This is a genomic window from Amycolatopsis sp. NPDC034160 (assembly GCF_055575355.1).
This window is the reverse complement of record NZ_JBVISU010000001.1, coordinates 61,046-79,249: the sequence shown is the minus strand read 5'-3', so window position 1 is coordinate 79,249 and position 18,204 is coordinate 61,046. Positions and strand designations below refer to the sequence as shown.

Annotated in this window: 17 protein-coding genes; 5 read left to right on the top strand and 12 right to left on the bottom strand. The window is 69.2% G+C overall.

Annotated elements, in window-relative coordinates; all coding sequences use genetic code 11:
• Positions 1-7: 7 nt before the first annotated feature.
• From ACZ54P_RS00415 to ACZ54P_RS00390, 6 genes are all read right to left on the bottom strand, one after another.
• Complete coding sequence (locus ACZ54P_RS00415; RefSeq protein WP_465459422.1) at positions 8-514, bottom strand: YbaB/EbfC family nucleoid-associated protein; 507 nt, start codon at positions 512-514, stop codon at positions 8-10.
• A complete protein-coding gene (locus tag ACZ54P_RS00410; RefSeq protein WP_465459421.1) occupies positions 511-840 on the bottom strand; it encodes a type VII secretion target in 330 nt (109 codons plus the stop codon). Before ACZ54P_RS00410 ends, ACZ54P_RS00415 begins: the two co-directional genes overlap by 4 nt.
• The gene (locus ACZ54P_RS00405) at positions 837-2,810 is read right to left on the bottom strand and encodes a hypothetical protein (RefSeq protein WP_465459420.1); all 1,974 of its coding nucleotides are present in this window, start codon (positions 2,808-2,810) and stop codon (positions 837-839) included. The genes ACZ54P_RS00410 and ACZ54P_RS00405 overlap by 4 nt, the downstream gene beginning before the upstream one ends.
• 9 nt (positions 2,811-2,819) lie before the next feature.
• Positions 2,820-3,224, bottom strand: coding sequence for a hypothetical protein (locus tag ACZ54P_RS00400; RefSeq protein ID WP_465459419.1), 405 nt, complete (start codon positions 3,222-3,224; stop codon positions 2,820-2,822).
• A gap of 30 nt (positions 3,225-3,254) precedes the next feature.
• Positions 3,255-4,109 (bottom strand): ESX secretion-associated protein EspG, encoded by an 855-nt coding sequence (locus tag ACZ54P_RS00395; protein ID WP_465459418.1) that lies wholly within the window; start codon positions 4,107-4,109, stop codon positions 3,255-3,257.
• Positions 4,110-4,666: 557 nt separating this feature from the next.
• Complete coding sequence (locus ACZ54P_RS00390) at positions 4,667-7,594, bottom strand: helix-turn-helix transcriptional regulator (RefSeq protein WP_465460190.1); 2,928 nt, start codon at positions 7,592-7,594, stop codon at positions 4,667-4,669.
• A 472-nt stretch (positions 7,595-8,066) separates the two neighbouring features.
• On the opposite strand from ACZ54P_RS00390, the gene ACZ54P_RS00385 reads away from it, so the two are divergent.
• Positions 8,067-9,161 (top strand): S1 family peptidase, encoded by a 1,095-nt coding sequence (locus ACZ54P_RS00385; protein WP_465459417.1) that lies wholly within the window; start codon positions 8,067-8,069, stop codon positions 9,159-9,161.
• A 103-nt stretch (positions 9,162-9,264) separates the two neighbouring features.
• Here the strand turns inward: ACZ54P_RS00385 and ACZ54P_RS00380 are convergent, their stop codons facing one another.
• The 3 genes from ACZ54P_RS00380 to ACZ54P_RS00370 form a co-directional block, all read right to left on the bottom strand.
• Positions 9,265-9,669: an SsgA family sporulation/cell division regulator gene (locus ACZ54P_RS00380; RefSeq protein WP_465459416.1), complete on the bottom strand. Its 405-nt coding sequence runs from the start codon at positions 9,667-9,669 to the stop codon at positions 9,265-9,267.
• A 156-nt stretch (positions 9,670-9,825) separates the two neighbouring features.
• Positions 9,826-11,019, bottom strand: coding sequence for an MFS transporter (locus ACZ54P_RS00375; RefSeq protein WP_465459415.1), 1,194 nt, complete (start codon positions 11,017-11,019; stop codon positions 9,826-9,828).
• A 59-nt stretch (positions 11,020-11,078) separates the two neighbouring features.
• Entirely contained in the window at positions 11,079-11,552 is a 474-nt protein-coding gene (locus ACZ54P_RS00370) for an Lrp/AsnC family transcriptional regulator (RefSeq protein WP_061980299.1), read from the bottom strand.
• A gap of 240 nt (positions 11,553-11,792) precedes the next feature.
• On the opposite strand from ACZ54P_RS00370, the gene ACZ54P_RS00365 reads away from it, so the two are divergent.
• On the top strand, positions 11,793-12,791 hold the full coding sequence (locus ACZ54P_RS00365) for a beta-ketoacyl-ACP synthase III (protein ID WP_465459414.1): 999 nt from the start codon (positions 11,793-11,795) through the stop codon (positions 12,789-12,791).
• Here the strand turns inward: ACZ54P_RS00365 and ACZ54P_RS00360 are convergent.
• A complete protein-coding gene (locus ACZ54P_RS00360) occupies positions 12,778-14,262 on the bottom strand; it encodes an adenylate/guanylate cyclase domain-containing protein (protein ID WP_465460189.1) in 1,485 nt (494 codons plus the stop codon). The genes ACZ54P_RS00365 and ACZ54P_RS00360 overlap by 14 nt on opposite strands.
• A gap of 84 nt (positions 14,263-14,346) precedes the next feature.
• Here ACZ54P_RS00360 and ACZ54P_RS00355 point away from each other — a divergent pair, with 84 nt between their 5' ends.
• Positions 14,347-14,847, top strand: coding sequence for an FBP domain-containing protein (locus ACZ54P_RS00355; RefSeq protein ID WP_465459413.1), 501 nt, complete (start codon positions 14,347-14,349; stop codon positions 14,845-14,847).
• A 49-nt stretch (positions 14,848-14,896) separates the two neighbouring features.
• Here the strand turns inward: ACZ54P_RS00355 and ACZ54P_RS00350 are convergent, their stop codons facing one another.
• Both ACZ54P_RS00350 and ACZ54P_RS00345 read right to left on the bottom strand, forming a co-directional pair.
• Complete coding sequence (locus tag ACZ54P_RS00350) at positions 14,897-15,712, bottom strand: class I SAM-dependent methyltransferase (RefSeq protein WP_465459412.1); 816 nt, start codon at positions 15,710-15,712, stop codon at positions 14,897-14,899.
• 77 nt (positions 15,713-15,789) lie between these two features.
• Positions 15,790-16,494: a FadR/GntR family transcriptional regulator gene (locus ACZ54P_RS00345; protein WP_465459411.1), complete on the bottom strand. Its 705-nt coding sequence runs from the start codon at positions 16,492-16,494 to the stop codon at positions 15,790-15,792.
• 74 nt (positions 16,495-16,568) lie between these two features.
• Between ACZ54P_RS00345 and ACZ54P_RS00340 the strand changes: the two genes are divergently transcribed.
• Together ACZ54P_RS00340 and ACZ54P_RS00335 are read left to right on the top strand one after the other, a co-directional pair.
• Complete coding sequence (locus ACZ54P_RS00340) at positions 16,569-17,246, top strand: GNAT family N-acetyltransferase (protein WP_465460188.1); 678 nt, start codon at positions 16,569-16,571, stop codon at positions 17,244-17,246.
• Positions 17,247-17,326: 80 nt separating this feature from the next.
• Entirely contained in the window at positions 17,327-18,088 is a 762-nt protein-coding gene (locus tag ACZ54P_RS00335) for a sulfite exporter TauE/SafE family protein (RefSeq protein WP_465459410.1), read from the top strand.
• The last annotated feature ends 116 nt before the right edge of the window (positions 18,089-18,204 follow it).

Here is an 18,204-nt window from a genome sequence, read left to right as displayed (position 1 = left end):
GAAGGTCTCACCAGGGTGAGTTGCCTTCGTCTTCCGGGGCTTCGTGACGCTTCTCGCGAGGCGCCGATGACGGCGGAGTGTCGGCGGGGGGAGCGGGTGGCGGAGGCTCTTCCTCTTCCATCTCGGGGAAGCGGCTGCGCAGGGTGCCGATCATCAGCGACCGGGTCTCCTGGTCCTCGTCACCGAGCGTTTCCTGCATGACCTCGGCGACCTGGCTCGCGATCCCGGACTGCGCCTGGTGCATGGTCGCGAGGATCTGCCGAGACAGCTCCTCCAACGGGTACGTCCTGGCCTTGTTCCCGAATTCGAGATCGGTCACGCCGCCGTCCGCCCCGACGGTGACCTTGACGGCGCCGTCGGAGCTGGCCGCGGTCAGCCGCAACTGCTCGGTTCGCTCTTGGGCGGCCGCGTAACGCTGGGCCTTGTTCTCCAGTCCTTCGGCCCACTGGTCCAGCTTGCGCTGAGCCTCTTCGGGGTCCCGCATGAGCTCCCCGAGCCCGTTCGCGCCGGTCACTTCACTCCTCCGATGTGCAAGGCCTTGAAGTCGGCCTCGAACGGTTCCGCGTTGTCCTTGTCACCGTCCACATAGGACTTCGACGCGGTGCGGACGTTGTCGGCCAACGCCTGGATGCCTTCCGCGCCCGCTTTGATCGCCTCCGCCGCGCGTTCGCCGGTCGGGTTGACGATCGGCGGGAGGAACGCGCACAGCAGGCCGTACGCGTCCGCCGACATCGCCGAATCGGTCGCGCCGTGCGCGGTGCTCAGCCGGTCCACGAGTCCTTCGAGGTGGCTCGCGTGCGCGCTCAGGTCGTCCGGATCGACCTCGAACGAAGCCGTCATTTCCAGTCCTTGTTCTTCCAGTCACCGATCACCGGCGGTGCCACCACCTCGTCCGGGGCGAAGAAGGACGGGTCGTCGGACTCGACGTAGTCGGCGACCTTGTGTTCCTTGTCGTCCTCGCCCTTTCCCCTGGCGCCGCCGGGTGCCATGCCGCCCATCGGGCCCATGGCGCCGGGGGTGCCGGCCTTGCTGGAACCGGCCGCCCGGGCCGCGGCCGCTTCGGCGTCCATCGCGCCCGCGCCGACGGCTCCTCCCATCCCGAGTGCACCCGTCGCCCTTCCGGCCCCGGCGAGGCCGCCGCCACCCGCGCCGGCGCCGCCACCGCCGATGCCACCGAGGTTGCCGCCGCCGCTACCGCCGCCACCCGGGATGTTCGGCATGGTGGGGAGCTTGGGCGGGGTGTACGGCGTGCCCTTGTACGAGCCGCCGTCCGGGATCGAGGGCAGTCCGCCGAGCCTCCTGCCGATGTTGTCTCCCGAGCCGCCGGGGTTCCCGAGCGGCGGGATCTTCGGCATGACAGGCCCGCCGGTCGGCCGGTTCGGGAGGGGGATGTTCGGCGGGGTGTACGGGAGGCCGCCACCGGGACCGGTGCGCGGACCGCCGCCGTCGGGGATGGTCGGCATCTGCACGTTGGGCGGCTGGTACGACGGGGGCTGGAGCGACGGCGGCGTGTAGCCCGTGGTGTGCGTCCCGTCGTCGAACTTGGGCAGGTTCGGCATGGGGCCGGACGCCGCCGCGGGACGGTAGCCGTCACCACCGGCCGGCAGGTCCGGGACGGAGATGCCGGGCGGATTCGGCTGCGAACCGGGACCGCCGCCACCGGGGAAGCCGCCAGGGCCGCCACCACCGGGTGTTCCGCCGGCGGGACCGTTCGGCGAGTTGAACGGCGACACGCCGCCGGGACCACCGGCTCCGCCTCCGTGTGTCGTCCCGTCCGTCGAAGCGGCGATGCCGTCCGGGCCCACGCCGTTCGAGCCCACCTCGAAGGGGCTGGGACGCTGCGTCCCGTCGGCGTTCTCGGGCGAGTCGGGGTCGCGAAGGGCACGGGCTGGCGAACCCGCGCCACCGCCGGCCGGAGTCCCCTGCAACTGCCGGGTCGCCTGCGCGGAAGGCAGCTTCGGCGGAGGCGGGAACGCCGGGGTCGCGATCGCCGAGCCGACCGTGGTGTCGAACTGCGTCATCACCTGAGCGGCCCGGTCACGCGCGTCCTGCTGCTTCTTGAAGGTTTCGAGATCCTTCCCGAGCTGCGACATGTACTGGTACGGGTCGGTGATCGTCTGCAGGTTGGCGTTGGCCTCCCGCACGTCGAACGGCACCGGCGGATTCGCCGCCATCTGCTTCTGTGTCTCGTTCAACGTCTGCGAGTGGATCTGCTGCTGGCGTCCGGTCAGCGTCGCGCCGTTCGCGGTCGAGCCGAGCCATTTACCGACTCCCGCGAGGTGCTCGCGTGCCGCGTCACCGCCCTCGCCCTGCCAGTTGGCCGTGCTGGCGTTGATCGCCTTGGCCAGGTTGCGCTGGTGCGTCGCGAGATCGTTGCCGACCCGAACCCATTCCTCGGAGGTCTCGCCCACCGCGGCCGAGTCCGCGTCGTCCACGATCGCGGCCTGCATCTGCTCGTGGGTGGCGTTGGCCCAGACCGTGGACGGCGGCTGGCCGGGGTTGCGGAGCTCGAGGTCCTTCTCGAGACCTTGGCGTGCGTTCTCCAGCTGCTTCTCGTACATCCGCTGGGTGAACATGTCCTTGAACCCGTTGAGCGCGGTGTCGCCCCAGCCGAGGATGTCGAACAGCAGATCGGTCCCGACCGCGGCGCCGGCGCGGATTTCGTCACCGGACGCGGCCTTGTCCGCCAGCGGACCGACGTAGTACTCGGACGACGAGTCGGCCGTGACATCGTAGAACGGGCTGTTCGGGTCGTAGTCCTTGGAAGTGGGATCAGAGACCTTCGTGGTCTTTTCTGCGGAGTCGCTCACTGGTCTCCCCTAGATCTCCGTGTCGATCCGCGTCAGATTGCGCTGGTTCTCGTCGTCGCGTTCCCGGTAGTTCCGCTTGGCGAGTTCGATCGCCTCGATGTAGGTCGGGAACTCGGCGCGGGCCGCCTCCAGCTGCGTGAGCAGGCCCTGCGCGTCGGTCGCGGTGCCCCGCATGTGCCCGGACACCCAGCGTGCGGTGGCGGTGCCGCTCATCGGTGGTGACTTCTGCAGCTTGGTCAGCGCGACCCAGCGCTCTTCGAGGCTGTCGATCACCCCTTGGAGCGAGCGGATCATCTCCGCGCCGGTGGTGTCGTCGACGGCGAAGCCACCCTGCTTGGCCATCCGCATCAGTTCCCGGCCCGCGAGCATGCGCATAGGCTGGAACGGCTCCACTGGTTGTGCTTCCTCGGTCAACAGAGGATCCTCTCGCCGGGTTCAGGAAGGTCAGTAGATGTCCGCGATGGCGTCCCGGATCGCGTTCGCCACCCGGGACTGGCCGGCCGGTTCGTAGTGCCCGACCACGGCGCCGGAGGCCTCGTCGGTCTCGGTCCAGACCAGGTACCGGCCGTCCTCGGTGTCGAGCCAGCTCAACGGCGTCGACCGGAGCCGTTCGCCGCGGCGGCCGATGCCGCTCACGATGATGTGCCCGCCGCCGAGGCGGGTCCCGGACAGCACCTTCTCCAGGACCGCGACATCGCCTTCTTCGCCACGCGGCTGAGCCGGTGGCTCGGGCCGGGCACGGACGACGCCGGTGAACTGGAGGTTGCCGAACGCGTCGGTCTCCTCTTCGTCGAACTCCGCCTCGGCCTGACGGCGCGCGGCCATCGCGGAGACGGCGCGCTCCTCCTTCCGCACGATCGTGCGGCGGCCCGTCGACGCGGGCCGCATCCGGGGCAGGACCCCGGCGAGCACCTCGACCAGCTCCTCGTCCGCGAACAGCGCGAACTGGAGGACGTCCTCCCCGTGCGCCTGCGTGATGCCGAGCGCCTGCGCGCCGTCGGTGACGGTGAGGACGGCGATGTCCTGGCCGATGCCGTCGATGCCGTTGATCGAAACGGTGATCCGGTGGTTCGCGAGCAGCGCGAACGCGGTCCGGATGGCGGGGTTCAGCTCGCCGTTGACCGACAGGCGGCGCTGTTCGAGATCGGTATAGACCTTTCGGATGATCGCGGTGTAGCGCTCCGGGTCGATCGAAGTATTGCGGACGCGTAAGGGAAACAACCGGACATCGACGCCGAGCGCCTGCCCGACCACGGTCGCCTCCACCGTCCCCAGCGCGAAATCGGCTCGTTCAGCCATGCTTCTGCGCTACTCCCTCACGGGGGTGCGACCCCGTCCCGATCGGCTGACCTGCAAAAAGAGGGCCGACTTTGTTAATGGCGAAAACAAACTAGCACAGCGCACGACTGTACGGAACCATACGACCACCGTGCGGCCGATGGAATGGATCACAGTGCCCGATCGGGTAGCTTTTCTTGCCCCTTAAGGAAAACTGGTCACCGGCGGTAGGAACCGGGAGGGCGCGGCGGAGGGTGGCGGCGGCCGTTCGGAACAGGTGGTCGTGAGTGGCGATTGCGGCCGTGCCGTTCCCCTCACCGGCTCGGCCCACCACCACCAGCTTCACCCCTTCCCCATCCTGTACTGGGGGGAGGGGGGAACGTGGCGCCGTATCTCGCGTGCTTGGAGCCGTATCTGGCGTGCTTGGAGACGTAACACCCGAGTGCGGGGTCCAGGCACGCGAGTTCCGTCTCTAAGCACGCGCGTTACGCCTTAGCCCTGCCCCTCACCTCGGCGAACAGGCCCGCCCGCAACCACGACACCTTTGTCTTTCTTCTCAAGAGAACGACCCAAATCACTCACGAGCTACTCACGGCGGGGGCGTAAGTCGACATCCGGCGGGCGACGTCCGTCCGCGAACGCGCGCCGAGTTTCCGCAGGACCTTCGCGACATGCTGTTCCACGGTGCGCGGGGACAGGAACAGCCCGTCCGCTATCTCGCGGTTCGTGCGCCCGTCGGAGAGCATCCTCGCGACTTCGAGTTCCCGGGGCGAAAGTTCCTGGCCGTAGCCGCGCCGCCCGCGTTGCGAAGGCGCCCACGCGCCATGCTCACGCAGCTGATGGCGGCATCGCCCGGCGTCCCGGGTCGCGCCGAGTCGTTCGTAGGCCTCCGCGGCCGCGGCGAGGTCCTCGATCGCGGGGCGGTCGCCAGCGGTGAGAAGGCCCGCGTTGAGACGACACAGTGCTGCCCTCTCCCGGGCGCCGATGGCCTGGTACGGCATCGGCAACGCTTCGTAGCGCGCCGCCGCCTCGTCGAAAACCGTTGCCGCGGCGGGATGTTTGCCGCGCGCGTCGAGCAGGATCGCCTGTCCGGCGAGCAGCGCGGCCCCGGAGACGGGTGAGTCCTTGCCGTCGACGCCGCGGGCGAATTCCTCGACCACGGCGTCCGCCTCCGACCAGCGTCCGGCCCGCGTGTAGGCCTCGGCCGCGGCGGGGACCAGGCCGGCCGCCCACACCCAGACGCCCTTGCGCCGGGCCGCGGCGACCGCGTTGTCGGCCGCCGCGCACGCACCCTCGACGTCGTCCGTCGCGAGGAGTACCCGGATCAGGACCCCCGCCGCCGAAAGGACGACGGGGATGGGCCCGTGTTCCGGAGCGTGCACACTCGCCGCGGCCAGATGTCGTTGTGCGGCAGCGAATTCCCCGCGGACGGCGGCCAGGCCGCCGAGAACGAGCGAGGACTCCATGACGATCGGGCCGAGGTCCGGATAAGTGTCGCGAAGCCGTTCGGTGGCCTCCGCGAGCCCGGACCACTCGCCGCGCACCCAGTCCAGTCGGACGCGGGTGCCTTGCGCGAGTCCGGCGGCGTAGAGCGCGCCGGCGTCGGTCGCGCGGCGGATCCCTTCGGTGACCAGCTTTTCCGCCCTGGTCAGATGTCCGGCCCAGGACTGCGCGTCGGCGAGGTTGCACCACAGCCGCGCGAGCTGGACGCGTTCGGCCACGCCGCTGCCCTGGTCGGGCAGCTCCTGGAATTCGGCCCAAGCCGAGCCGTCGCCGATATGCGCCCTGGTCGAGATCCGGTCGCCGATGAGCGCCAGCCGCAGTTCCGGGTCTTCGAGCCGGTCGAAGACCTCACGGGCGCGTTCCATCCAGACTTCGTGCCAGGACAACGGGGTCAGCCCGTCGATCGGCTGGGCGAGCAGGTTGATCCCACGGGCGGCCAGTGCGGGCTCGTCGACCAGTTCGGTGATGGCCTTCTCCACCTCGACCCGGCCGCGGCCGAGTCGCCCGATCGTGCGGACCAGCAGCATCCCGAGGCTGAGCCGGATCGTCCCGCGCACACTCGGGCGCAGGTCGGTGAGGTCTTCGAGGATCCGCTCCAGGGTCTCGATGACGTCCGGGCGGAATCCGCGCAACGCGACCTGGCTGAGTTTCGTGGCCAGCCGGGCGATGTCGTCCTCGCCGAGCCCCGCCTCCGCCAGTACGGACTGGAGCAGGTCGATCGCGCGGGACGTGTCACCGTGGGCGATGGCCTCGTCGGCGGCGGCCTCGGCGTAGTGGCGCCACTGTTCGGTCCGTCCGGCCGCGCGGGAGTGGTTCGCCAGCAGCGTCAGCGGGGGAACCGACTGGCCGGAAAGCACTTGGATGGCGCGTGCATGCAGCAGGGTCCGCTCGGGCCCGCTGATCGTGTCGTAGACGGCCTTGCGTGCCAAGGGATGCCGGAAGCCGTAGCGGTCGCCGCCGAGTTCACCGAGTACCCCGCCATCCAAAGTGGACAGAAGAGCCGAGCGGAGGTCGTCGCCGGTGAGGCAGGCGAGTTCGCCGAGCACCGAGGGTTCGGACGGGACGGCGAGCACCGCCGCCGCGCGGGCCAGCCGGATCGCGGGTTCCGGCAGTGTTTCGAGCCGTTCGGTGATGGCCTCACGCAGGGAGATCGGAACTTCGAGGCTTTCCAGCAGCCGGTCCGAGAGCACGTCGCCGATGGGCAGCCGTCCGGCGGTGTCGCGCAAAGCGCGCAGGGTCTCCTCGGCCACGAACGGGATCCCGGCGGTGCTTTCGTGGAGTTTCGCGGTGAACGACGCGGAAACCCTCGGCAGGTCCAGCAGTTCCTCCGCCAGCTTTCCGACGGCCTCGACGTCGAGCGGGCCCAGTGTCACGCGCGCGGTCTGGACGTTTGGCGGGGTGCGGAACGGGATGCCCGCGCCTCCGTGCCTGGACGGCGAGCCGGTCCGGTAGGCCGCGACGACGGCCAGTTCGGCCGGCATGGCCGCGGCGAGGAATCGCATCAGGTCACGGGTGCCCTCGTCGGCCCACTGAAGATCGTCGATCAGGACGAGCGCGGGTCCGCAGGCGATCAGGAGTTCCCGGACGGCGCGGAACTGGCGGTGCCGTTCGGCGCACGGGTCGGCGAGTGGTTCCGGTTGGGGCGGAAGGCTTTCCGCGAGTTCGGGCAGCAAGGGTCTCAGCACCCCGGCGACCGGGCTGAGCGGGCCGAGCGGCCGGTCGCCCGCCGACCGCAGCGCTTCCAGCACCGGCCCGAACGGGAACGGTTCGCGCATCGGCTGACACGCGCCGAAGAGCACCCGGCCGGCCGCGAACTCGCGGCGTCCCGCCAGTTCTGCGAGCAGCCTGCTGCGGCCCATCCCGGGTTCGCCCTCGATCAGCACGGCGGCGGGACGGCGCAGCAGAATCTTCACGATCGCCGAGACCTCGACGTCGCGGCCCACCAGTGCCGTCGATCCGGCGCGGACCGAAACCGAGGTCGGGCGAGGGGTGGCAAGCCACATCATGCGCTCCTCGGTTGGGAGTTCCCGGTGAGCCCGACACGATCTTGTGCGTTGTCCTGCGGAGCCTAAGCACTGCCTACCTGGTCGTAAACCTCCCAACCCGGACAGCACGGGCACCCGATGAGGCTGTCCGCGGACGCACCGTCACCGGTTGGCTGACGGATCGTCGGTTGGAAAATCACCGGGCACCCGAAACATCGGCGAGAAACCCGATTCGGCGATTCATCCCACGTTCAGGGGGTGACAATGACTACGCACGGTATTCGCTCGAAACCCTACTTACGGACGTGTCCGTCCGGGTGCCATCTCTAGGTGACCGCCCCTGGAGCAGGGGATACGGCTCCCGAAGAATGGGTATACCTATCCCGCGCCGACCCGGATTGCGGGCGGTCTCCGGTTCCAGAACTCTCACCCGTCAGGGGAGGGCAATCGCATGGCGAACCGGAGCCGTGCGTGATGACGAGGGAGAAGCATGAAGATCACGAAGCTCCTCGGTGTGGCCGCCACGGCAGCACTGGCCACCGGCGCGCTCGTCACGGGTACCCCCGCGGCGGCGTCCTCGGACACCCTGCTGAACGCCGAGATGGTTCCCGCCCTGCAACGGGACCTCGGCCTGACCGCCGACCAGGCACTCGCCAGGATCCAGAGCGAGACCGCCGCCGGCACGCTCGAACAGAAACTCGCTTCGGCACTCGCCGGCAGCTTCGGTGGCGCGAGCTACAACGAGGCCACCGGCAAACTGCGCGTCGGCGTCACGGACGCGGCGAAACTGGGCCAGGTGCTGGCCAGTGGCGCGGAGGCGGAACTCGTGCGCTTCTCGGCGACCCAGCTCGATTCCACTGTGGACAAACTGAACGCGGGTGAGCGCGCGGCGGACGGCGCGATCACCGGCTGGGGCGTCGACACCAAGACCAACCGCGTGACGGTGAACGTCCTGCCGGGCAAGAGCGGCACCGTCGACTCGTTCCTGGAGAAGACCGGCGTCGACAAGACCGCCGTCTCGGTGGTCGAGACCGCGGGGGCACCGACGTTGAAGTACGACGTCCGCGGTGGGGACGCCTACTACATCAACAACTCTTCGCGCTGCTCGATCGGCTTCTCGGTCAACGGCGGCTTCCTCACCGCCGGGCACTGCGGCCCGGGCACGGTGACCGGCTCCAACCGGGTCGCGATGGGCTCGTTCGCCCGCGTCAGTTTCCCGACCAACGACTACGGCCACGTCCGGGTGAACAGCAACTGGGTGCCGCGCGGCGTCATCAACAACGGCACCCGGGTGAGCGGCTCCAGCGAGGCCGCGACCGGCGCCTCGGTCTGCAAGTCGGGTTCGACCACCGGCTGGACCTGCGGCACCGTCGGCGCCAAGAACCAGACCGTCCGCTACGCCGAAGGCACGGTCTACGGCATGACCGCCACCAACGTGCGCTCCCAGGCAGGCGACTCCGGCGGCTCGTTCATCGCGGGCAACCAGGCCCAGGGCATGCTGTCCGGCGGTAACACCTCGGTGACGTACTTCTTCCCGGTCCGGCCGGCGTTGTCCGCGACCGGGACCACCCTGGTCCTTGGCTGACCCCACCCCTGGCCACCGAGAACCACCGAAAAGGACGAAGGGCGGGCCGAGTGCCTCCAGCGCACTCGGTCCGCCCTTCGCCTTTCCTCTACCGCGGGCTGCTCTAGACGTTGCTGATTTCTTCGATCAGCGCGTCGATGTCGAAGTACTCGCTCTCGGAGCCGAGCGGGACCAGGTCGCACGTGGAGTCGAGGAAGGACTCGACGTCCTCGCGTTCGAGCTCGAACGACGCATAGCCGTCGGGTGACTCGATTTCCAGCGTCAGCATCGCCTCGTCCTCGGAGAGATCGGGGCGGACGCGGACGTCACCCAGTCCGGCGGGGTCGGTGAGACCGGCGGCGAGCAACTCACGCGCGAAGGTCCACTCGACCCACCGGCCGCGCTCGGTCCGGAACGACACGGTGACGGCGTAGGGCTCGTCGACGTGGAAGGACAGGCGGGAGAGAACGGGCGTGCTGCTGTTGTTCAGCAGTACGAACTGGCTCTGGTGAACGGCGTCGGTGTGCACGGCCACTCCTAAGTGCTCGTGGTTCGCGCGGCGCGAACTTTTCGTCTCGCCAAGGAGATGCCCGGGCACACGGCGAATGACGCGACTACGGGCACGTTCACGCTATCGGCTGCACATGTCCATAGTGGTGTAACGCCGGGCACAGACCCCTTGCGTTCAGGTCGATACCCGTTGTGGCGGCTTGTCCGGCAGCCTTTTCTTCAGGCCGAGGAGGGCGGGAACGGCGAGCAGTGAGATCGCGGTGAGAGACGTCCACAGTAATGGCCCGCTCACGGAGAGCAGGCCGCCGAGGATGGCCGGGGCCAGCGCCATCGGCAGTCCCCACGACAGCTGGAACAGCGCACTGGCACGGCCCTCGGCTCCGCGTGGCGCGGCTTCGGCGGCGGCCGCCGTGGACAGCGGCGCGAACATCGCCTCGGCGACCGAGAAGGTCGAGCTCGTGAAGAGGATGAGGCAGATCGCCACTTGCAACGGGACCGAGGTGACCGGAATGAGCAGCGCGAACGAGACGGCGAAGACCGCGGCGGCGGCGATGAGCCCGGTGGTCCTGGAGTATCCGGCGAGTACGCGGATCACGAGGTTCTGGCCGAAGACCACCGTGACCGTCCCGATCGTGATCGCGGTTCCGGCGATCCACTGTGGACCATGTAGGAAGTCGCGGACCAGGATCGGCAGGATGGCGAACTTGCTCGCACTCGCCAGGGTGAAGCTCATATGCGTCAGGCAGAACCCGACGTAAGGGCGGTCGAAGAGAACGGCCTTCCATCCCGCTGGGCTGTCCTTTTCGGACACACCGGCCGCGGCGGGCAGGAACCTGATGAGCACCGCGGCCACCGCGAAGGTGGCGGCGTTGACGTAGGCGATGAGGTGGAACGCCGCCGGACTCGTGATCTCCGGCAGCACCGCGCTCGCCGCCGCGCCGACGCCCGCACCGGCGAACCGGCCGACCGTCTGGGTACCGAGGACGCGCTCGGCGTCGCGGCCGGTGGTGAGCGCGGCGACCATCGGGGCATTGCAGGTCCAGAACAGCCGGTCGCCGACGCCTGCCACGAGGGTGACGGCGACGACCTGCCAGAGCGAGGTCAGCAGCGGATAGCAGCCGAAGGCGGCCAGTCGCAGCAGGTTGCCCGCGATCAGGAGCGCGCGCGGGCCGAACCGGTCCATCGCGGCTCCCGCCAGTGGCCCGGTCGCCAGCGCGAGCAGACCGCCCGTGCTGAGCGCCGTACCGGCTTCGATCAGGCCGAAGCCCTGGCCGTGGACGAGAAAGAGCAGCCCGAACGGGAGCCAGATCCCGCTGCCGAGCGCGTCGATGAAAGTGGCGGTGAGAAAGAGGCGGAGCTGTCTCTGCATGGCGGCTGTGGTCCTTCCCCAGAAGGCAGCAGGCCAGAATAGCGAAGATCGACTCCCGGTCAAGGCTCCAGCGGCAGCGTCAACCCCGTCTTGACCCGGTCCATCGCCACCGACGTCGTGAAGTGCCGCACGTTCGGGTTGTCGAAGAACATCCGCCGCGTGAACGCCTCGAAGCCCGCCATGTCCCGGCAGGTCACCACGAGCACGAAGTCCGCGTTGCCGGTCACGTAGTAACACTGCTGGACGTTGTCGTCCGCGAGCACCTGCCGCCGGAACCCGTCGAGGACCGCGAGGCTCTCCCGTTCCATCTCGACCATCACCACGAACGTCATCGTCAGCCCGAGCGCCTGCGGCGACAGCACCGCCACCTCGCGCTCGATCACCCCGGCCTCGCGCAACCGCTTGATCCGCCGCTGCACGGCGGCGGCGGACAGCCCCACCTTCGCGCCGATGGACTCGGCGATCGTGCGGGCATCGGCCTGCAGGCAGGAGAGGATGGCCACGTCTAGGCGGTCGAGGTCGGGTGTGTGCACCTGATCAGGCTAACCGGACGACTCTCCGGGCCGCCCGATCTCCGGCCGCGCGCCACGCGGTGTGCCCCGTCACCCCGTCCGCCCAGGTCAGTCGTGGTTGCCGCTGGTCCGCCCACGACGCGCCGGGAAAAGTGAGAATTCTTTGAAATGTGACCCGGAACACAACTGACGGGTCTACTGAATGGTAGCGCTTACAAGTGAATGACAGACCTCTCTTTTTCCGCGCGAAAGGATTCCTTGGTGCCCTCATCTCAGGCGGCCGTTATCGCCGGTCTCGGCTCTTGGCTGCCGCCGCGCGTGGTGGGCAACGAGGAGATCGCCCAGCGGCTGGACACCTCCGATGAGTGGATCCGCTCGCGTACCGGCATCGCCGAACGCCGGGTCGTCGATCCCGGAACGTCCACTGTGGACCTCGCGGCCGAGGCGGGGCGCCGGGCGCTGGCCTCGGCGGGGGAGGACGGCGCGGACGCCGTCGTGCTCGCGACGTCGACGGCCGACCAGGTGTGCCCGGCCAGCGCGCCGCAGGTGGCGACCAAGGTCGGGCTGAACGGCGTCGCCGCGTTCGACGTCAACGCCGTCTGCAGCGGGTTCATCTACGGGCTGGCCACCGGCGCCGGGCTGATCGCCGCCGGGATCGCGCGCCGCGTGCTGGTGATCGGCGCGGACGTCTTCACCTCGCTCGTCGACCCCGACGACCGCGGCACGGTGCCGATCTTCGGCGACGGCGCGGGCGCGGTCCTGCTGCGCGCGGGCGAAGCCGGCGAACTCGGCGCGCTCGGCCCGTTCGACCTGCACAGCGAAGGCGCACTCGCGGAGCTGCTCTGGGTCGACGCCGGCGGCGCGAAGAACCGCCGCTCGGACGACCCGCGTGACCACTATCTGGTGATGCAGGGCCAGACCGTCTTCCGGCACGCCTGCGCCCGGATGGCGGAATCGGCTCGCACGGTGCTGGACTCTGCGGGCTGGGGAGTCGGCGACATCGACCGGTTCATCGGGCACCAGGCGAACATCCGCATCCTGCAGACCTGCGCGAAACAGCTCGGGCTCGCCGAGGACGTGATGTATTCGAACATCGAGAAGGTGGGCAACACGAGCGCGGCGTCGATCCCGATCGCGCTGGCCGACGCGGCCAAGGACGGGACCCTGCAGCCGGGGCACCGCGTCGTGATGGGCGCCTTCGGGGCCGGGCTGACCTGGGGTTCGACGCTGCTGCGCTGGCCGGACGTCATTCCGGGCTGAGCGCGCTCGCCGCCCAGGCGTGCGTGGGTTCCCGGCGGCCACGCAGCTCGAGTTCCGCGAACGGCTCCCAGTGCGAGCGCTCGCTTTCCAGTGCCGCCTTGAGCACCGCCTCGCTCGCCAGGATGCGGCCCTCGGCGGATTTCGCGTACTCGGTCAGGCGTGCGGCCTCGTTCACCGCGTCGCCGATGACGGTGTACTCGAACCGGGTGCTGGTACCCAGCTGACCGGCGAAGACCCGCCCGCTCGCGACGCCGATGCCGAGGTCCAGCTCGCCGGTCTCCTGGACGGCGTCCCGGATCGCCCGCGCGGCCGAAAGCGCGGCCGTCGGCGCGTCCGCGAGCCGGGTCGGCGCACCGAAGACGCAGAGCGCGGCGTCACCCTGGAACTTGTTGACCAGCCCGCCGCGCGCCCCGACGGCGTGCACGACGCTGGTGAAGAACCGGTTGAGCATCTTCACCAGGTCTTCGGGTGGGGTCCGGCTCGCCAAGGCCGTCGAATCGACGACGTCGACGAACAGCGCCGTCACCTCGCGCACGTCACCCGAAAGGGAGGCGCCGTACTCGAGGGCGTGCCGGGCGACTTCGTCCCCCACGTGCCTGCCGAACAGATCGCGCATCCGTTCCTGCTCGCGCAACCCGGCGGCGAGGTCGTTGACCGAGCTCTGCAGCAGACCGATCTCACTGGAGTCGTCGACGTCGACCACGATCTCCTTGTTGCCACGCGCGATCTCGTCGAGCGCGACGCGGAGCCGGTGCAGCGGGGTCGCGACGGCCTTCGCGAGCAGGCCCGTGCCGATCGCGCCGACGCTCAGCCCGATCACCGAAAGCATGATCAGGCTCGCGACGTGGTCACCCTGGCCGAGGTCCGGCGGCGTGGCCACCAGCAGCACACCGAGGAACGGGACCCCACTCGCCAGTGACCAGGTGACGACCACCCTGGTCCGCACGGTGACCCGGAGCGTCCCCTTCGGCGGGGTGACCTTGAGCGCGATCGTCATCACCGGACGCGCGACCCATTCCGCGGCGAGATAGGTGAGGCCGACCGTGGTCAGCCCGCCGAGCCCGATGACCAGCGCCATTCCGAGGGAGTCCATCCACGACCCGAGCACCCTGGCGAGTGAGCCGAGCACGACTGTGGCGATCAGCCAGAGGGTCCCGCTGACGATCGCCATGTCGACCGGGAGCCGCAGCGCCCGCTCGGCCTCGGCCTTCGTCGGCGGGCGGCCGAAGACGAACCAGACCGCCGTGCGCCGCTGCAGCCAAGCCGTCCACAGGGTGCCCACGACCAGCGACAGCGCCACTATCCCGGCCGCGGTGACCGAGAGGATCCAGCCGCGATCGCCGACCTCGCTCGGCAGACCCTGCACGAGCAACAGCAACGCCACGACTCCGGCACCGCACACGCTGGACCCGATGCCGAGCGCGGCGAAGCCCAGGCTGGTCCTGAGCACCAGCCGGAACCGGCTCGACATCGTCTTCCCAAGCACCCGGTGATCGTAGGACCTCCGGCGGAAAACGGTTGGCCAGTTCTCGCGTGCGATGGCTACCTTGCAGACATGGAACCGCTGGGCCAGGACGAGATCAGGGCGTCCTTCGTGAACTGCACGCGTGGCGAGGCCAAGGGGGTCACCCTGCCCGCACGGCCCGACGAGATCCCTTGGGAGAAAAGGGAATTCCTTGGCTGGCGCGATCCGAAAGCGACCTCCCGCGCCTATCTCGTGTTGCCCTACCAAGGGGAAATCGTGGGGCTGTCCCTTCGTGCCGCGCCCCGGCCGAAGGGCCGGGTCCTGCTGAGCAACATGTGCGGACTGTGCACGACGACACATCCGCTGTCCGACATCGCGCTCTTCTCCGGCCGCCGGGCGGGGAAACCCGGGCGCGAGGGCAACACGCTCGGCATCTACGCGTGCGCGAATCTGGCGTGCAGCCAGTACATCCGCGGCGAACTGACCTCGGACGTGCCGCAGCCGTTCGAGTCCTTGACGCTGGAGGAGCGCGTCTTCCGGCTGGAGGACAAACTGCACCGGTTCGTGGAGCGAGTACTGGAGTCCCGCTGACGCCCGGCGGTAAAACGCATTTAGAGGACTAAACGCGTTCTACCGCGCCTCAGAACCGGAACCGCAGGATGCGTCCCATCTTCTTGAACGCCGGGATCAGCCCCACGAGCCATAACTGCGCCCGCATCGACGCCGAGAGACGCTCCTTCGCCTCAGGCGTCGCGTAGTCCGTCGCGTCGAGCTTCGTGACCAGCGTCAGCCCGAGCCGTTCCAGCTCGGAGATCTCGTCGATGCCCCAGTACAGCGTCGCGTTCGCCTTACGGACCACAGGATTCAGCTTTTGCAGCTTGATGCCGAGCCTGCTGAAGGTGTCGAAGACCATCTCACCGCCCTGCGGGAAATGCGCGATCAACCGCCTCAGCAGCTCTTCGCCCTCGGACGGCCGCAGATACATCGTCAGCCCCTCCGCGATCACCAGACCGGGCTTGTCCGACGGGATCTCGTCGATCCACCCGAAGTCGGTCACGGACGAGCCGATGGTCCGATATCCCTCCCGGTCCGGATAGATCCGGCCGCGCAGGGCGACGACGTCGGGGTAGTCGACGTCGAACCAGCGCACGGAAGGCGGCGGGTCGACCCGGTAGACGCGGCTGTCCATCCCGCAACCGAGTTGCACGACCGTCGCGTCCGGATGCTTCCGGAGGAAGTCCGTCGCCCACTCGTCCATCGGCTTCGCCCGCAGCGCGACGGTCAAGCCCATGTCGCCGGTGACGCCGAGTGTCGAGAAGTCGTAGTCGATCTGCTTCACGGCCTCGTCGGCGGCCTGGTCACCGAGGATCGGCCGGTCGCTGCGGGCGTCGAGCGCGCGGCCGTACAACGTGGCCAGCATCGTCGCCTTCTCTTCGGTGAATCGGACCTTCTCCACCGCGCACCCCTATCAGAAGTTTCATAATCTTCTGAAAACTCTACTCGCGTGGTCTCGGGTCCGCCATCAAGGAAGTGTCAATCCCGCGTCGTGTAGTCGTGGACGTAGGTCTTGGCGTCGAGCAAATGCTTCCGGGTGATCTCCCGTGCGGCGGCCGCGTCCGAACGGCGGACCGCTTCGAGGATCGCGCGGTGCTCGTCGACGGCTTTGCGGATCTGGCCGGGAAGCCGCAGCGCCGCCCGCCGTTCCTCACCGACCAGCGAGAGCACCGAACGCAGCAGGTCGGTGACGTCGTCGTTGCCCGCGTTGCCGGCGATCACCCGATGGAATTCCGCGTCGGCCGCGATCACCCGCAGCATGTCACCGTCGGCCGCGGCCTGCTCCATCTCGTCGACGGTGCTCTCCAGCCGCGCGAGCACCCGCGGCGTGTGCTGGAGCGCGAGCCGCTCGGCGAGCGTCGGTTCGACGGTGGTCCGCAGGTCGAACAGCTTCTCGACCAGTTGCTCGTGTTCGGAGAACCAGCCGCGCAGCGGTTGTTCGTCGAGGTTCTCGCGGACGTACGTGCCCGAACCCGGCCGCACCTGCACGTAGCCGATGGAGTCCAGCACCCGCAACGCCTGCCGCAACGAACCGCGGCTGATGCCGAGCTGCTCGCAGAGCGCCCGTTCGGCGGGCAGCCTCGACCCGGCGGGGAGCCTGCCCGAGTCGATCATCGAGCGCAGATGATCGACCGTCGCGCTCCACACCTGCTCCGCGCGGACTTCGCGCTCGTCGTCGGCCACGGCCCCATCCTCGCAGGTTCGGCGAACCGGCCGGGATTGTCGGTGGCCGGTGTCATCATCGGACGATGACTGGGGTGGCAGGGCTGATCAAGGCATGGGTGCACGGCTGGGCGCTTTCCCGCGGCGTCGGGCTCCCGGTGGCCGAACCGGACGGCTACCGGCTCGACGTCGGGCGTCCGGGGCATCGCGTGAGATACGTGCTGGCGGACGCGGAGTCGGCCGCTCACCGGGCTCGCGCGCTGACCGAGCCCGGCACGTGGCTGAAGGTGAGCGGTTCTCGTGAAGAGGTGGCGGAGACGGTGCCGCCGAACTGGCAGGTCGGCCCGCCGGAGTATCTGATGAGCACCCCGCTCGCGATGCGGCCCGTCATGGCCGCGCCCGAGCCGTACCGGGCCGAACTGGTGGGCGACGGCGTGGTCACCGACGTCGTGGTGCGCGCGCCCGACGGCTCGCGCGCCGCCACCGGCCGGGTCGCGATCGCCGGCGGCACGGCGGTGGTGGATCAGGTGGTGACGGAGCCCGAACACCAGCGGCGAGGGCTGGGCCGGTTCGTCATGCGACGGCTCGACGAAGTGGCGGTCGCCGCCGGGGCGGAACGAGCGGTCCTGGTGGCGACGGAAGAGGGGCGGGCGCTGTACCTGGCGCTCGGCTGGACGGTCGCCGCGGAGATCACCGCGGCCCATCTGCCGGAGGAGGACTCGAAGACCCGGCAGGCGACGGATTCCGCGTGGCAGCGCCGAACCGGGGCATAACGGGCAGAGGAATGTTCGACTAGACACATCCAGAGCGCGAAAGGAGGTAACCCTGTTTATGGTGCGCGAGTGAGTGCTTTATGACGTGGTGGCACGCGGTCCTGATCTTCATCGCGGGGCTTTGGGCGGGCACGATCAACACGGTCGTCGGCTCAGGCACGTTGGTGACGTTCCCGGTCCTGGTCGCGCTCGGCTACTCGCCACTCACGGCGACGACGTCCAACGCGATCGGCCTCGCCCCGGGCACCGTCAGCGGGGCGATCGGTTACCGCCAAGAGCTCAAGGGTTACTGGCCGGAGGTCGTCAAACTCGCCGTGGCGTCGTTCTTCGGCGCGATCTGCGGGACGATCCTGCTGCTTTCGCTGCCCAAGGACGCCTTCGAGACCGTCGTGCCCGCGCTGGTCGGGCTCGCGGTGGTGCTGGTGATCGTCCAGCCGCGAGTGTCGGCCTGGGTCGCGAAGCGCCGCGAGGAGAACGGGAAGGTTCACAAGATCGGGCCGCTCCTGCTGTTCCTGATCTTCTTGATCGGCATCTACGGCGGATACTTCACGGCCGCGCAGGGCGTGATGATGGTCGCTGTGATGGGGATGTTGCTGTCCGAGTCGCTGCAACGGCTCAACGGCGTCAAGAACGCGCTCTCCGCCGTGGTGAACATCGTCGCCGGCACGATCTACGCCTTCATCGCGCCCGTCAGCTGGCCGGTGGTCGCGTTGCTCGCGGTCGGGTCGACGATCGGCGGCCAGATCGGCGCGAAGATCGGCCGCAAGCTCTCGCCGAAGGTGCTGCGCGGCGTGATCGTCGTGGTCGGCCTCGCCGCGATGGTGCAGTTGCTCCTGAAGTAGGAAAGCCCGCCTTCAGTGTCCGCGTGGGGTCGTGGGGGGGGAGTCGGGGTTTCACCCCCAACGCCACCCCCCAACCCCCCCAGCCCTCCCCGCCCCGGCTCTCCCCGTGTTGGGAA